The sequence below is a fragment of the Paenibacillus sp. OAE614 genome, from assembly GCF_040546645.1.
Lineage (GTDB): Bacteria > Bacillota > Bacilli > Paenibacillales > Paenibacillaceae > Paenibacillus_AQ > Paenibacillus_AQ favisporus.
Map to the genome: position 1 here is coordinate 2,591,881 of NZ_JBEPOD010000001.1, position 15,879 is coordinate 2,607,759.

11 protein-coding genes are annotated in these 15,879 nt (G+C 53.0%); 10 read left to right on the forward strand and 1 reads right to left on the reverse strand.

Features of this window, described 5'->3' with window-relative positions; all coding sequences use genetic code 11:
• Positions 1 to 24: 24 nt before the first annotated feature.
• Positions 25 to 1,410, forward strand: a complete 1,386-nt coding sequence (locus ABIE48_RS12120) for a hypothetical protein (protein ID WP_354518945.1) — start codon at positions 25 to 27, stop codon at positions 1,408 to 1,410.
• A 130-nt stretch (positions 1,411 to 1,540) separates the two neighbouring features.
• Here the strand turns inward: ABIE48_RS12120 and ABIE48_RS12125 are convergent, their stop codons facing one another.
• Positions 1,541 to 2,086 carry a TetR/AcrR family transcriptional regulator gene (locus ABIE48_RS12125; RefSeq protein WP_192714440.1) on the reverse strand — a complete coding sequence of 182 codons (546 nt, stop codon included), beginning with the start codon at positions 2,084 to 2,086 and terminating at the stop codon, positions 1,541 to 1,543.
• A 169-nt stretch (positions 2,087 to 2,255) separates the two neighbouring features.
• Here ABIE48_RS12125 and ABIE48_RS12130 point away from each other — a divergent pair, with 169 nt between their 5' ends.
• The 9 genes from ABIE48_RS12130 to ABIE48_RS12170 all read left to right on the forward strand — a co-directional run bounded on the left by ABIE48_RS12130 (position 2,256) and on the right by ABIE48_RS12170 (position 15,766).
• Positions 2,256 to 3,173 carry an alpha/beta hydrolase gene (locus ABIE48_RS12130; RefSeq protein ID WP_145020603.1) on the forward strand — a complete coding sequence of 306 codons (918 nt, stop codon included), beginning with the start codon at positions 2,256 to 2,258 and terminating at the stop codon, positions 3,171 to 3,173.
• 164 nt (positions 3,174 to 3,337) lie between these two features.
• The gene (locus ABIE48_RS12135) at positions 3,338 to 4,354 is read left to right on the forward strand and encodes an NAD-dependent epimerase/dehydratase family protein (RefSeq protein WP_192714439.1); all 1,017 of its coding nucleotides are present in this window, start codon (positions 3,338 to 3,340) and stop codon (positions 4,352 to 4,354) included.
• A gap of 1 nt (position 4,355) precedes the next feature.
• The gene (locus ABIE48_RS12140; RefSeq protein WP_192714438.1) at positions 4,356 to 5,444 is read left to right on the forward strand and encodes a dihydrodipicolinate synthase family protein; all 1,089 of its coding nucleotides are present in this window, start codon (positions 4,356 to 4,358) and stop codon (positions 5,442 to 5,444) included.
• A gap of 263 nt (positions 5,445 to 5,707) precedes the next feature.
• Positions 5,708 to 7,330: an extracellular solute-binding protein gene (locus ABIE48_RS12145; RefSeq protein ID WP_145020595.1), complete on the forward strand. Its 1,623-nt coding sequence runs from the start codon at positions 5,708 to 5,710 to the stop codon at positions 7,328 to 7,330.
• Positions 7,331 to 7,352: 22 nt separating this feature from the next.
• Positions 7,353 to 8,282 (forward strand): ABC transporter permease, encoded by a 930-nt coding sequence (locus tag ABIE48_RS12150; protein ID WP_145020592.1) that lies wholly within the window; start codon positions 7,353 to 7,355, stop codon positions 8,280 to 8,282.
• Positions 8,276 to 9,139, forward strand: a complete 864-nt coding sequence (locus ABIE48_RS12155; RefSeq protein ID WP_192714437.1) for a carbohydrate ABC transporter permease — start codon at positions 8,276 to 8,278, stop codon at positions 9,137 to 9,139. Before ABIE48_RS12150 ends, ABIE48_RS12155 begins: the two co-directional genes overlap by 7 nt.
• A 43-nt stretch (positions 9,140 to 9,182) precedes the next feature.
• Positions 9,183 to 11,447 carry a helix-turn-helix transcriptional regulator gene (locus ABIE48_RS12160; protein ID WP_192714436.1) on the forward strand — a complete coding sequence of 755 codons (2,265 nt, stop codon included), beginning with the start codon at positions 9,183 to 9,185 and terminating at the stop codon, positions 11,445 to 11,447.
• Positions 11,448 to 11,465: 18 nt separating this feature from the next.
• Positions 11,466 to 12,467, forward strand: a complete 1,002-nt coding sequence (locus ABIE48_RS12165; RefSeq protein ID WP_192714435.1) for a zinc-dependent alcohol dehydrogenase — start codon at positions 11,466 to 11,468, stop codon at positions 12,465 to 12,467.
• Between the two features lie 14 nt (positions 12,468 to 12,481).
• Complete coding sequence (locus ABIE48_RS12170) at positions 12,482 to 15,766, forward strand: OmpL47-type beta-barrel domain-containing protein (protein WP_192714434.1); 3,285 nt, start codon at positions 12,482 to 12,484, stop codon at positions 15,764 to 15,766.
• The last annotated feature ends 113 nt before the right edge of the window (positions 15,767 to 15,879 follow it).

The following is a 15,879-nucleotide window of genomic DNA, read 5'->3' on the forward strand; positions in this document are numbered from 1 at the left end:
TGGATACGAACGGGGGGACATGAATTGCCAGCTAACCAGGAGAATCATTTTTATCAACGTCTGCAGGCCGCTCATCAAATCCCGATCGGGATCATCGGGCCTAAACGTTTGGTTGAACAGATCCTGCGCGTGATCGAGACGTTTCCTTCTTTTGAAGCAGTTCCCCGGGTATTTGAGGATGCGGCGGAGGCGTCAATGCTGGCGGAACGGTTAGCCAGTGAGACGGAGGTGCTGCTCCTGTCCGACCCGTTGTCTCACAGGAAGGTCAAGGAAAACCCACAGGTAACCGTTCCAGCCCATTACGTACCGTTAACCGATGCGGGCCTCTATAAAGCGCTGTTCGCGGCGCATCAGCGGGGCCTGCTTGACCGGGGAATCTCGGTGGATACGCTCACCGAAACAATGGTTCGCAGAGCCTGCAGGGATTTAGGGATGACGGATGAACGGTGGAACGTGTATGACGGTCCGGTATATGCGTCGCCGGATAAGCTGATTGCATTCCATCAAGCCGGATTTGAGTCCGGCGGATGCTCCGTCGTTTTTACAGGACAGCAGGCAGTGGCTCAGCGCTTGGAGGAAAGGGGCATCCCTTCCGAGTGGCTGCTTCCCTCCGATCAAGACATCGTCGTCGCGCTCGAGCGGGCGCTTCTGTCAACGGAGACCCGGCGCAGCAAAGAGTCCCAAATCGTCGTCGGGATGATCAACGTTGACCATTTCGAACGCGTAGCCATGCAGCGGAGCAATGAGCATGAGGTCCAGAAGCTGAAGCTGGACATCCACCGGATGGTGCTCGACTATGTGGAATCGCTGGACGGATTTCTGGCCCACCAGGGCGGGGACGAATACCTTTTCTTTACAACGCGGGGCATTTTCGAACGCGAAAGCGGGGGATACAAGACGATTCCGCTGGCCAAGGATGTGAATACGACGCACGGCATTTCGCTGAGCATCGGGATCGGCTTCGGCCGTTCGGCCAGTCTGGCCGGCACCCATGCCCGAACCGCGATGCGGAAGGCGAAGGAGGCAGGAGGGAATGCTTGTTTTATCGTCAGGGAGGACGAGACGCTGATCGGACCGCTCGAGATGGCCGATCCGGTCCGGGAGGTGCTGTCTTTCACCGATGCGGAGCTGATGAAGCATGCGGTGGATGCCGGCATGACCAGCGCGTACTTGAGCCGGCTGCTTCATAACCGGGCCAAGTACGGCCAAACCGATTATAAGGTCCATGAGCTGGCGTCATTGCTCGGCATTACGGTACGAAGCGCGCATCGGCTGCTGCTGCAGTGGATCGATCATGGGTTGGTGGCAATTGCCGGCATGGAGAAGGTGCCACGCGGGCGGCCGCGGCAAATATTCAGGTTTACCTGTTTGGACAGGACTTCGTCTGAAGCAGGAGACGTGCCTGATTGAATTTGAAGATTGAATGCCTAAAGAACACGAGAACAGTTAATGATGTTTATCTGCGGGGAATCTTTTAAAGAAGATTCTCCTTTTTGTTTGGGATGCCAAGGCAGCGTATTTGACGATATTAACGATCCTGTTAGCCTATTAATTGCGTTTTATACAGCTGCACAACTTGCGTTGCTACAGCTTCAATATCACTATCTAATTCTTCTAATACATAGGATTCCAATACTCCCATGGTTGCCGTTCCTAAAAACTTCAAAAAAATATGCTTATCAATAATCGGAAGCGAATCCTCATTAAGCTTTTTGTCTATCTCCGCCATAGTAAAAGACAATAGCTTTTTGCGAAAAGTTGAGGCACTTTCACTTTTAAACAATGCTGCAAAAAATGATTTATGGTGCTCAAAATAAGAAAACCATAATATCGAACCTTCGATAAGCCCTTTGTCTTGTTTTTGATCACATATTTCTCGCAATTGTGCTATATGGTCGTCCACAATCTTGTCTAACAGATCATATTTATCAGTATAATGCAGGTAGAATGTTTTTCGGCCAATATCAGCTTTTTCTGTAAGTTTTTTAACCGTAATCTCATCAAAACCTTCCTGAAGTAACATTTGCAAAAAAGTCGATTGAATAGCTTGCCGAGACTTTAAAATTCTTCGATCTGTTTTAACCATGAAGCAGTCCTCCTTGATGATTGTACACAATGAAAACAACTTGTGTATTAACACGCATATTGCGCTATGTGGTCATTGAATCAACAGACCCCTTATTTTAAAGTAAATATACACGAGGCGATTAATACGCACAAGTGTATATTAAAGATGAATAAAGGTGGTTTTAACTGTGACAGTCAACAAAAGGAACGTGAAATTTCATGCACATGGGCTACAAATAGCCGCGATTTTAAATGTACCTGAACTTGCTGAAGACAAGAAACAAAATCCAGCTATAGTTTGCGTTCATCCGGGCAGCAGCTGTAAAGAACAAACGGCGGGCATTTATGCGGAGAAACTTGCTGAGCTAGGGTACGTAACGATTGTATTTGATGCATCCTATCAAGGAGAAAGCGATGGCGAGCCTCGTTATGCTGAATACCCGGCTTCACGTGTTGAGGATATCCGGTCTGCGGTTGATTACTTAACTACTCTGGATTATGTCGATGAAGATCGTATTGGCGTGTTAGGTATTTGTGCAGGAGGCGGATATGCCGTAAATGCTTCGATGACAGAACGCCGCATCAAAGCTGTAGGTGCAGTTTCCGTTGCGAATATAGGTCGAGGATATCGTTTAAACGATCCAATTAAAATGTTAGAGCAGGTTGCCCTGCAACGTACGGCTGAAGCACGTGGAGCCGAGCCTCTGGTTATTCAATGGATTCCTAACAGCCATGCTGAAAGAGAAGCAGCGGGAATGACTGAACTGGATCTTGTACAAGCGGTTGATTACTATAGAACACCAAGAGGCCAGAGTCCTAACGCTCCAAACAAATTGAAATTCACCAGTGTAGATTCAATCATTGCCTTTGATGCTTTCCATTTGGCAGAAACTTTACTGACTCAACCTTTGCAAATCATTGTCGGTGGTGTACAAGGAGCGTTTGGATCATATAAGGATGGCCACGAGCTTTATAACCGAGCCGCTTCAGAGAAAAAAGATTTGTTCGTTATTGAAGGGGCAAGCCACTATGACCTGTACGACAGACCCGAGCCAGTGAATAAAGCCGTTGAAAAATTAGGTGCCTTCTATAAAGAAAATCTTTAACAAACAGCTAAATATTCAGAACCTTAGCGGTACAGGCAATGAACCTGTATCGCTTTTTTTGCGCCAAAATCCCGCTAATTTAAAGACAATTAAAAGATTTGTCTTTATATAGGCCGAGTCTTTATGATGAAGTGGAAAACGATTGAATGGGAGGAAGAACAAGGATGAAAAATGTAGCTGAATTGGAAGCATGGCTGGCCCAGCCGTCGGAAGCGCTCATTGCCGACCTCATGTCCGTCGAAGGGGATATTCTCGTGCTGGGCGTTGGTGGCAAAATGGGTCCGAGTCTGGCCAGACTGGCCGCGAATGCGATACGAATGGGGGGCATGAACAAGAAGGTCATCGGGGTATCGCGTTTCTCGAATGAAGAGACCCGCAAGGAACTGGAGGATGCCGGGGTGACCACGATTTCGTGCGATTTGCTGAATGATCAGGAACTCCAGCAGCTGCCCGACGTGCCAAACGTCATTTTCATGGCCGGACATAAATTCGGAACGACGGGAAGGGAGTATTTTACATGGGCGATGAACAGCTATTTGCCCGGCAGGGTCGCCGAGAAATACCGTGATTCCAGGATCGTTGTGTTTTCTTCCGGCAACGTGTACCCCTTCACCCCGGTCGCCAGCGGTGGAGCCAGCGAGCATACTCCACCGGAACCGGTCGGAGAGTATGCGCAGTCCTGCCTCGGCAGGGAGCGGATCTTCGAGTATTTCTCGCATCAGAACGGTACGCCGATGGCGATTTATCGGCTGAATTATGCGATCGACATGCGGTACGGCGTGCTGTTGGAGCTGGCGAAGTCCGTCAATGAAGGAAGGCCGGTTGATGTGACGATGGGCTTCGCCAATGTCATTTGGCAGGGGGATGCGAACGAAATGGCGCTGCGCTGCCTGACCCAATGCACGAACCCGCCGCAGATCATCAACGTGACGGGACCGGAAACGATGTCGATCCGCTGGGCGGTGAAAGAGTTGGCTCGCCGTTTAGGCAAAGAAGCGGTGTTTACCGGGACGGAAGCGGATAGTGCACTGCTCAGCAACGCGTCGAAGTCCCATCAGCTGTTCGGCTATCCGCGGGTATCCCTCCTGCAAATGATCGACTGGATCGCGGACTGGGTGAAGCAGGGCGGGGCGACATGGAGCAAACCTACGCATTTTCAAGAAAGAAAGGGGAAGTTCTGATATGAAAAATTCGGAGCATTCGCTAACCGCAGAGCAAACCGCAGCGCTGCACGACGGTCTGGTCATCCCGGCCCACCCGTTGGCACTGGATGAAAACCGGAAGCTGGATGAGCGGCATCAGCGGGCATTGACGCGTTACTATATAGATTCAGGCGCAGGAGGAATCGCTGTGGGCGTCCATTCCACCCAGTTTGAAATCCGGGACCCCGGCGTCGATTTGTTCGAGCCTGTCCTTCGGATGGCGGCCGAGGAGGTCCAGCGCGCGCAGCTGCAGCGCCCCTTCATTTTGGTGGCCGGAATTTGCGGTCCGACCCCTCAGGCGCTAAGGGAGGCGGAAACCGCCCGCAAGCTCGGCTATGACGCAGGACTGCTCAGCATGGGGGGATTAGCGCAGTGGAGCGAAGAAGAGCTGCTGCAGCGCACACGGGAAGTGGCTCAAAGGATACCCGTCATCGGTTTCTATCTCCAACCCTCCGTGGGCGGACGAATGTTCAGCTTCGACTTCTGGAGGGAATTCGCCGAAATCCCCAACGTCGTCGCCATCAAGATGGCGCCGTTCAACCGGTATCAAACCCTTGATGTTGCCCGGGCCGTCTGTTATTCCAGCCGCCGCGACGAAATCGCCCTGTACACGGGCAACGACGACAACATCATTGTTGACCTTCTCACGACTTACCGGTTCCGGGTGGACGGTGAGCTCGTGGAGAAGAAGGTTGTCGGCGGATTGCTCGGCCATTGGGCGGTATGGACGCGGAAAGCCGTAGAGCTGCTGGAGGAAATCAAGCAGGTTCGCGGTGGAGGCACCATTTCGGAAGAATGGCTGAGACGGAATGTGGAGGTGACCGACACCAATGCTGCGTTTTTCGATCCCGCCCACCAATTCGCCGGGTGCATTCCGGGCATTCACGAAGTGCTGCGGAGGCAGGGGCTGATGCGAGGGATCTGGTGCCTGAATCCGGAAGAGACGCTTTCTCCTGGGCAGACGGAAGAAATCGACCGGATTTATCGGGATTATCCCCATTTGAACGACGACGATTTTGTCCGCGAGCAAGTGAATAAGTGGCTGGAAACGAAATCCAATCACGCGTAGAAAATGATAAAAACCTGACATCCCGAAAGCGGAGAATTTGATATATTTCTACCGATTTAGCATTTTCCACACCGCTCAAAAGCTTGATGCAGCAGCATTTATAGCCATTTCGGTGCTCATGGTTCGGTAAATTCCAAGCTCAAGGAAATCACGCTGTTTACCGCAGGTGGAAGCGTTTTTATGATGGGATTACCGGTGAATCACGAACACCGAAAATCGTAACACCCCCAAGATGAGCCCCAAAACATGAAGGAGGAAAGAGTATGGCAAAGAAGTGGATCAGTATGGTTGCGGCAGTCACGATGCTCATCTTCGTACTCAGCGCTTGCAGCGGTGGAAGCAAAACTTCCAATGAAGGAGCAGCACCGTCAGCGGAACCTGCACCAACCGGAGGCGCCGGAGCCGGAAGCAGCACCGAGCAGTATGGCGACACCGGCGGATTAAAGCTGCCGCTGGTTGATAAGCCGACGACGATTAAATTTATGTTGTCGAGCAACTCGGCCAAAATCGGCGACGACAAGCTGATCGTCCAGGAGCTGGAGAAGCGTACGGGGATCAAGGTCGAGTTCCAAACGTATTCCCCGCAAACGTATCAGGACAAATTGAAGGTTGTGGTGGCCTCCGGCAAACTTCCGGACATTTTCATCGGACTGAAGCCGGCTGAACTGAAAAAAATCGGCCAGCAAAAAGGCGTAGTCGCGATCAACGAATATGCCGACATGCTGCCGAACTTCTCCAAATTGTATTTGCAGGAAAACAACTGGGTCATTAAATCGTTTGGCGACGAAAAAGGCAACATTTATACTTGGCCCATCTACGACCTTAACCGGGATGTCAATCACGGCTTCCTGTACCGGAAAGACATTTTTGACAAGAACGGCATCAAGGAATGGACAAATACAGAAGAATTCTACCAGGCTCTGAAGAAGCTCAAGGAAATTTACCCGGATTCTTATCCGTATGCTTCCAAAGGTCTGGCCAACATTTTCAGAGATTGGTCCTTCGGATGGGGCATCGGTAATGGCGACAACTATCCGGCGTATTACGACGAAAAGGACGGAACGTGGAAATATGCGACGGTTCAGCCGGAGCACAAGGATATGCTTGATTTTATGAAAAAGTTGTACAACGAAGGGCTGATGGATCCCGAGTTTCTGACGGATACGCAGGATTCCTGGACGACGAAGATGACGACCGACAAATCGTTTGTCACCTGGGATTGGATCGGCAGACTCGACTTGTTCTACAACCAGGTGAAGGACAAAAATCCGGATTATGATTTAAGATACGCCAATCCGGTCGGCCCAACGGGCCATGTCAGAACCCTTCCGAAAGTATCCGACTTCAGCATTGCGGTCGCCAACAACAAGAACAAGGAAGTGGCGCTTAAACTGCTGGATTACCTCACCAGTCCTTCGGGCGGCGAGCTGATGACCGTCGGTGTGGAGGGCGTCAACTTCGAATGGGGGCAGGACGGCCGTCCGGTGTATCCGGAGCTCAAGGATCTCCCGCTCGTCGATATCGGCGTGCTGGAAGACCGCTACGGCATGTGGCTGGAAGGAGCTTACCTCAGACCGGATAAACGCAGCGTGTACTATAAGTTCTCCGAAAAAGAACAGGAAGCCCAGGACAAAATCATGAAAGAGGACAAGAGAGAACCGATGGATCCGATCCTGAACTTCACCGATGACGAAATTTCCACGATGGCGGAGCTGCAAACATCGCTTCAGAAAGCGGCGGAGGAATTCAACGCCAAATATATTCTGGATAAATCTTACGGCGACGCACAGTTCGAAAATTTCAAGAAGCAAATCGCCAAGCAGGGCCTGGACGACCTGATGAAAATTTATAACGATGCCCAAAAACGTTACGACGCGGCGAAATAAATCAATGAGGATTTGAAGACTTATGAAGAAACCGAACAAGGGACGTTTGACCGAAACGCTGAAGCACATCCGGCGGGACCGTGAACTGCTGCTGCTTTTTATCCCGTGTATTCTCTTTTATATCATTTTTCGCTACGGTCCCCTGTACGGCTTGATTATTGCTTTTAAGGACTACAGCGTATTCTCCGGCGTGATGGGCAGCGATTGGGTCGGCCTGAAGCATTTCATTAAATTTTTCAGCAACCAGGACTTTTGGATGCTGTTCCGCAATACATTGCTGCTTGGATTTTACACGCTGATCTTCGGCTTCCCGTTTCCGATTCTGCTGGCGATCCTGCTGAACGAGGTCCGGACCAAGTGGTTTAAAAAATCGGTTCAAACGCTCAGTTACCTGCCGGCGTTTTTGTCAGTCGTCATTATCAGCAGCATGATCATCGACTTCCTGTCGCCGACGAACGGACTGCTCAACCAGCTGCTTTCTGCGTTCGGCTTTGAGAAAAAGTACTTTCTCGTCGATCCCGGCTGGTTCCGTCCGATCTATGTGATCTCCGAGATCTGGGGCACGATCGGCTACGAGTCGATCATCTACCTGGCCGCGATTGCAGGAATCAATCCGACGCTGTATGAAGCAGCCCGTGTTGACGGCGCATCCCGGTTTCACATGATCCGGCACATTACGATTCCAGGTCTCATGCCGACGATGCTCATTATGTTCATCCTGAAAACAGGCTCGATGATCCGAATCGGCTACGAAAAGGTGCTGCTGCTGTACAATCCGATGACCTACAACGTGGCCGACGTCTTCTCGACATACGTGTACCGGAAAGGACTGCTTGAATCCAATTACAGCTATGCCGCCGCGGTCGGCATGTTTGAAGCGCTGGTGGCCATGACGATGCTCCTTGGCGCAAATGCCATCAGCCGGAAGATCGGAGGGAAAGGGCTATGGTAGGAGAACGCAAAATATCGGTCTTCGGCATCGTCAACGCCCTGATCCTGGCCTGCATCGCGGCTGCGACGCTCTATCCGGTGCTCTACATCACGGTCATTTCGTTCAGCGACACGGCTTCGGTCATTCAGGGCAAGGTATTCCTGTTTCCCAAAGGCTTTAATCTCGATGCCTACAAAGAAGTGCTGAGCAACAACACGATTCCCAGAGCTTATCTGAATTCCATTTACTATACGGCATTGGGTACCTTCATCAATCTGCTGTTTACGGCGGTGGCCGCATATCCGCTGTCCCAGCCCAATTTCTTCGGGCGGAGGGTGTTCATGCTGGGGATCATCGTCACGATGTTTCTCAATCCCGGCATTATCCCCACATACATCGTCGTTCAGAAGCTGGGACTGACGGATACGGTCTGGTCGCTTGTGCTGCCGAACGCGATCTGGACGATGGAGCTCATCATTTTGAAGAGCTTCTATGAAAATATGTCGTCGCAGATCCGTGAGGCGGCGCTTATCGACGGCGCATCGGAGACGCGGATTCTGTTCAGTATCGTCATTCCGCTCTCGAAGCCGGCGCTGGCATCCATCGGCCTGTTCTTTTTCATGGGCCACTGGAACAGCTTCTTCCTTCCGCTCATTTATTTGAACGACAAGGAGATGTATCCGCTTCAGGTGGTCCTGCGCGATATGCTCATTTTCAACAGCGAAAATGATGCCGGACTCGTGGACCGGGCGGCCCTCGCGCCGCAGGCGGTCAAGAACGCCACAATCGTGCTGTCGATGATTCCGGTGCTGCTGATCTATCCTTTTGCCCAAAAGTATTTTGCCAAAGGGGTCATGTTAGGTTCCGAGAAGGGTTAAGCGGACGGATGTGGAATAGTTGTCATCATGAGAGGTGACGCCAATGAATCGGCTGCTTGCAAACCGGGGACTACTGCAAATCTTCTGCTCTCTGCTGTTAGTCATCATGATCATGTCTGCATCAAGCTATGTCGTTTACAAAAAATCCATTTCCGGCATCTATGACAAAGTTACGCAAAACAATCGGCTCGTCGTCAAAAATATCATCCAGGCGTTCGACAGCAGCTTTACGACGGTCAACAACCTGATTTTTACGATCCACGGACTGCCGTTTGATCCGGTCAAATCCGGAGACGGCGGCCGCATGGATATGGCACAGGTCTATAATCTGCAGGATAATTTAGCATCGCTGATTTCTTCTGTCGATTATATCGAAGACGTCATCGTTTTTTACGACAACCAGGATCTGGCCATTACGACAAATGGAACGAGCGACATGAAGCTGCTCTTCCAGAACAAGTACAGGCACGATACGTACAATGCCTCGTACTGGCGCAGCTTTTCCAAATCCAAACGTCCGTTTACGGTATTTCCTTCTTCCGATTACATGATGCAGACGGAAGGGTCCAAACCGCAAAGCCGGCAGCTCATCGCCGTCATGGACGGCAACAAATACAAGCTGTCGGATAAAAACGTGATTATCCTGATCAATGCGGAAAAGCTGCTGCAGCATGTGAACATGTCCTCCATGATTCCGGGATCGTCAATGATCGTGCTGGACGGCGACCGGAAGATCGTGCTCAGTACGGAAAAAAACTGGGACCTGGTCGAAGTGCTGAACGACGTCTATTTTAACCAGTCCCAGGAAGACTCGCTGACCCGCGGTGACTTCGAGTATCATGTGTACCAGTCGGATTACAACGATTTCATTTACATTGATAAGATGCCTTATCAATTCCAGAATATCGATACCGTGGCCAGCGGCAGCCGGATCATTATGGTTATCGCCATTGTGAGCGCGGTGCTGCTGTCGGGGCTGCTCAGCGTCTATCTGTATCTGCCGGTCAAAGGCATTCTTCAGCTGTTCGGAGAGGGCCGAGTCAAAGGGAATGACTTTCGGAAAATCTACAGCGGCATCGTCAAAGTCCAGCGCGAGAACGAAGCGCTAAGGCAGCGGATGGAGAGAGCCGAGGCTGATATGTGCAGGAACGCGTTCTTCCGGGTGCTGGAAAGCCAACGCTCCAGTGACATCGCGCGGGATGTGCTGAAGTATGAGCCGTTTTTCTTCCGGGACCGCAGCTTTGTGATGGCATCCCTTGATTTGAGACTTTCCCAGAAGGGGGATCGTTCTCATCCGGCGATGGAGCCCCGGCAAATAGCCGAGCTGCTGCGCAAGGAACTTGGCAGCATGGCGGGTGCGGGCTATACGGCAGTGTTTCACCAGCGGGAGATGCAGTTTCTTATCCTGCTGGGCATACCGCAGGGCGGCGACCGGCAGACGGTGATATCCGGCTGGAGTGCCTTCATTCAGGAAGCGAACCGCGATGTGCTGCCTGGGTATGTGCTCCGTTCCTTTGTAAGCAAGGATTACGAGGCTCATGTCCCGAATCTTCTGTCCGCTTACCAGGACGTCTTGAACGGGATGCTCTACCGAAACGTACAGGATGAGGCGCAGACCGTGATCGATACCGCGGCGGTACAGTATGTGGGTGACGTTTATTTTCCACTGGAGAAAATGGACCATTTGGCCCGCTGCCTGACGGCCGGACTGACCGAGGAGAGCATCCAAATCGTGACGGACATTATTCACGAAAATGCACGCCGGAACATTCATCATTACCATCTGGCCCATGTGGCCAAAAGCATGTTCCTCTATCTGATCAAGCCGGCTAAAGCTACGGCGGAAGGCGATCAGGGACTGATGCAGCTGGAGTCCCGGTTCATCCGGCGGGTCGAGCAGGCATATGATCACTGCGAAATCACGGAGGCGCTCCTGGAAGTGGTGAAGCGGGTTGCCGGCAGCCGCGGCGGCGAGCCGAAAAGCAAGCTGAATCCTGCATTTATTTCGCAGTACATCGAACTTCATTATATGAACAACCTGTACCTCGACCATATGGCGGAGGTGCTGGATACGAGCCCGAAATACTTTTCGAATTATTTCAAGAAAACGTTCGGCATCAACTACGTCGAATACCTGAACAAGGTACGGCTGGCGCACGCCCGCGAATTTCTGAAGAACACCGATTACAACATATCGGAAATCGGGGAAAAGACGGGGTACATGAACGCGTCAACCTTTACCACTACGTTCAAAAAATACTACGGCATCTCCCCCAGCGAATACCGGAAAATGGCGGGGGAGGGGTAGAAGGAGCGAACCATCGTCATGAAAGCCGTTGCCGCATTACGAGGAAGCATTGTAGTCACGGATACGGAAGACCCGCCTCTGGAGAGGGGGCATGTCCGGATCCGGACCGAATATTCGGCCATTAGTCCCGGCACGGAGCTGTCTTTTCTGAAAAAGGGAGGCGATCATCCGTCCCTGCTCGGGTACAGCGCGGCCGGCATCGTCGAGGAAATCGGCGAAGGCGTGACCAGCCTGCTGCCCGGTCAAAGGGTGGCATGCTATGGAGCCCCTTACGTCCGACATGCAGAACGTCTCACGGTTCCGTCCAATTTGGTGGCCGCGGTACCGGACCACGTCCTGCCGGAGGAAGCCGCTTTTGCGGGCCTTGGGGCGATAGCCATTCATGCCCTGCGGACGGCGGATCTGCGGTTCGGGGAGTCGGCGGTGGTCGTGGGACTTGGCATTCTGGGCCAGATCATTGCCCAAATCGCTTCAGCGGCTGCAGTTCGCGTCGCAGCGCTCGATTTGAACGCCCAGCGCGTACTGATGCTGCAGGAACAAGGAATACGTCATGCGTATAACCGGCATGAACAGCTTGAGGAGCAGCTGCAGATCCTCACGGACGGCCATGGGGCGGACAGCGTCATCTTGTGCGCAGGGGGGCCGGGGGAGGAGCTGATCAACCGGTCGCTCACCTGGATTCGCGACCGCGGCAATATCGTGGTTGTCGGCGACTTGAACACTACGTTTTCCCGTGGTCAGATGTTCGGCAAGGAGGCGCAGGTGCTCATCTCCAGGGCCGGCGGACCCGGCAGATATGACAGCGGATACGAGAAGGATAACCGGGATTATCCGATCGGTTATGTGCGGTGGACCGAGGGCAGAAACGTAGCGGAATACGTCCGCCTCCTCGCAGAAGGACGGATATCGGTACTGCCGCTCATATCGCACCGCTACCCGCTAGGTGAAGCGGAAGCGGCTTACGCCAACTATTTGAATCCTACGGATTGTCTGGGAACGATTCTCGAATACGAATCCTGAAGGAGGATGTGTGAATGCGGAAGTCATGGTTTGCACTATTGGCATGTGTTGTACTGTTAACAGGCTGGACTGGATTGGGAGGCAGCGGCACGGCAAAGGCGGAAGACAGCCGTCTGTCGCAGAAAGTGTATGGCAGCCCGGAAGAGCTGCTGCCGCCGCTGAACTACACTGTTTCGATTTTTAACGGGACCGTAGGCTATGAAGAGGGACGGCCGGTCATGTATACCGTGTCTAAAGGGAAACCGGGCCAGCTGAATGTCATTGACCTGGAGGATTACAAGCTGCTGCGCAGCATTCCGATCCCGCCCTCGGAGAGCTCATGGGCGCATACGGTTGCACCGGACGGCACGCTGTACGTCGCGGCCGACGGCAGCGGGGCCAGGTTGTGGAAATATTCTCCGGTGACGCATACCGTGGAACAGGCCGCCTCCTTTGCGGGCGAATCATGGCCGATCTGTATCACAACGGATGAGGCGGGCCGGGTATACGTCGGTACGTATCCTGGAGGCAAGGTGATTCAGTACGATCCAGCCACCGGCCAAACCAAGGACTATGGCCGCGTGATCGGTAATATTGCCCAAGAATATGTCCGCTCCATCGCATATCAGGGCGGTAACATTTATGCGGGAACGGCGCATCATCAGATTGTCCGCGTTAACCTGGAGACCGGCGAGAAGACGGACATTGCCGCGTCACTGAATGTTCCGGAAGGGGACGATACGGTATACGATTTGGACACCATCGACAACCGCTACCTGTTCGCCCGTTATACGGATGGCAGTGGTGTGCCGGGTCCGGCGTACATCTATGATACACAAACCGGTTCCTGGCTCGATACGGTGCTGGACAACGTGACCGGACTGCACGAGACCGATTCCCTGGACGGCAAAATTTATTTTATGTCCGACAAAAAATTGAAGACCTTCGATCTTGCCACGCATGAAGTCAGCGAAACAGGAATGGAGTACAACAGCGGATTCCGGGGAGCCGATTGGGTAGAGTTTCCGAACAACCCCGACCTCCCGGGTAAAAACCTGGTTACCGTCCGCTATGACGGCGGAGTGGCGATCATGAACATCGAGACCAAGCAAGTGCACCTGATGCCATCCGTCGTTCCGGGACTGCCGGGCGTGGTGAACCGGATCCAGTCCGCTCCGGACGGCAATCTGTTCGTCACCGGGGTACAAACGAGCCGGGGTTCGATTATCGACCCGAATACCCTGACTTCCTCGACATTCTCCATTGGTCAGGCGGACAGCGTGTATCCGCTCGGCGATAAAATGTATATGGGCGTCTATCCTGAAGGAGCACTGTTCGAATACGACATGACCAAGCCGCCGGGGACAGAAAACCCGAAGAAGACGTTCGTCCTGGAAAATGGGCAGGAACGCCTGGTGAATATGACATCGGGAGGCGGCAAGCTCTATATCGCGACCATCCCGGGTTACGGTACCCTTGGCGGATCGGTTACGGTATATGATCCCGCTACGGGGGAAAGCCGCGTTCACCGCAATGTCGTGCAGGATCAAAGCGTCCTGAGCCTTGCCTATAAAGACGGCAAATTGTTCGGATCGACGACGATTCGCGGGGGATTGGGCTCGGAGCCATCGGCGGATGAAGCGAAAATATTCGTTTGGGACACCCAGACCGAGCAGAAGATCACGGAATTCCCGCTGCGGATCGCCGGACTCGATAAACCGGTCTTCATCGGGGATTTGAGCGTAGGTCCGGACGGACTGATCTGGGGCGCGGCGTATGAATACGTGTTTGCGCTGGATCCAAATACGTATCAGGTTGTAAAGAGCAAAAAGGTGCAGTCTGGCGTTAGCTATACGCAGTGGGCTCATCACATGATCCGCTGGTCGGAAGACGGTCTTATGTACGTTTTATTCAACAACAAACTGACGGTCATCGATCCGCAAACGCTGGAATCGCGTACGATCACCAATGCCGCCCGGTTCGAGCTCGGCAAGGACGGCAACATCTACTTTACGGACAATGCCACGAATACGATCATGTACCGGATTGAGGTCGATGGGGAAATTGTCGAGCAGCCACCAGGCATTCCGCTTCCGGTTAAAAACCCAGGGTTTGAGGATGCCGTGAATGGAGCTGCGATCCCAGGTTGGACGTCCTTGTTTGCCACTGGTTCCGATTTGAGCTACGCGGTCAGCACGGACCGGAGCTCCTCCGGCAGTGCTAGCCTGAAGCTGAAGGATAATACCCGTACGGGATCCGTCGCCTTGCAAAGCGATAAGATCACCGTTGAACCGGGCAAGAAATACACGTCCAAAGTCCAGTTGTATATCGAATCGGGACAGCCGGGAACGATGCTGCGCTTCTTTGACAGCAGCAATCAAACGCTGGCAACGCAGGAGATCCATCTGGACGAGAGCCGGCTGGCCCAGTGGCAGACCGTGACGCTAAACGCCACGGCTCCCGACAATGCAGCCTACGCCCGCTTGATCGCAGTGGTCAGCCGCTACAACATGGCGTCGGCATATTATGACGACTTCTCCCTGTCCGTTGAAGGGACCCCTGAACCGGTGGATCAGGCAGCGCCTGTGTCTGCGGCCGAGGTATCGCCCGCTGCAGGCGAGAGCGGCTGGCTGAACCGTGACGCATCCGTGCAAATCCAGGCGGAGGACGAGGGCAGCGGCGTGGCCGCCATAACCTATGCTGCCAGCGGAGCGGGTTCGCTTGAACCGGTTCGAGTAGAAGGAGCATCCGCATCCTTCAACGTGACTGCCGAAGGAGTCACCACGGTGACCTATTCGGCCGAGGACCAGGCCGGCAACAAGGAGGATGCGCGGGAGCTTACGGTCAAGATCGATAAAACGGCACCTGAAATCACGTTTACCGGGGAAGCAGCCTATACGGTAGATCAGAAGGTGTCCATTCAGTGCGCGGCGTCCGACAGCTTATCCGGTGTCGCATCGGAACCGTGCATCGGGACAGACCGACCCGCATATGAGCTGGAGCCTGGCACCAACGTGATCACGGCTTCGGCTAAAGATGCCGCAGGCAATGAAAGTACAAAGGAGTTTTCATTCAGGGTTACGGCAACGTACGACAGTATGGGCACGCTTGTGCGTTCGTTCCTGCCTGCGGATGCTGACTTTGCCGAGTCGCTGAACGCGAAGCTGCTGGCGGCCAAGGCTTCAGCCGGAGGTGATCAGGCTCAAGCGGTGCAGGGACAGCTGTCCGCGTTCGAGCAGGAGGTTACCGCCCAAAGCGGCAAAAAGCTGACGGAGGATCAGGCAGCGGTGCTGCTGAAGTGGGTGAAAACGCTGAGATAGAAGGATATCGAAAAGAATAGTCGTGTTAAGCGACGTCAACTGAGGAGCCTGCGAGCAAGCGCAGGCTCCTTTTCCTTTTCTGAACGTATCTGAATCTTTAGAACCGGCGAGGT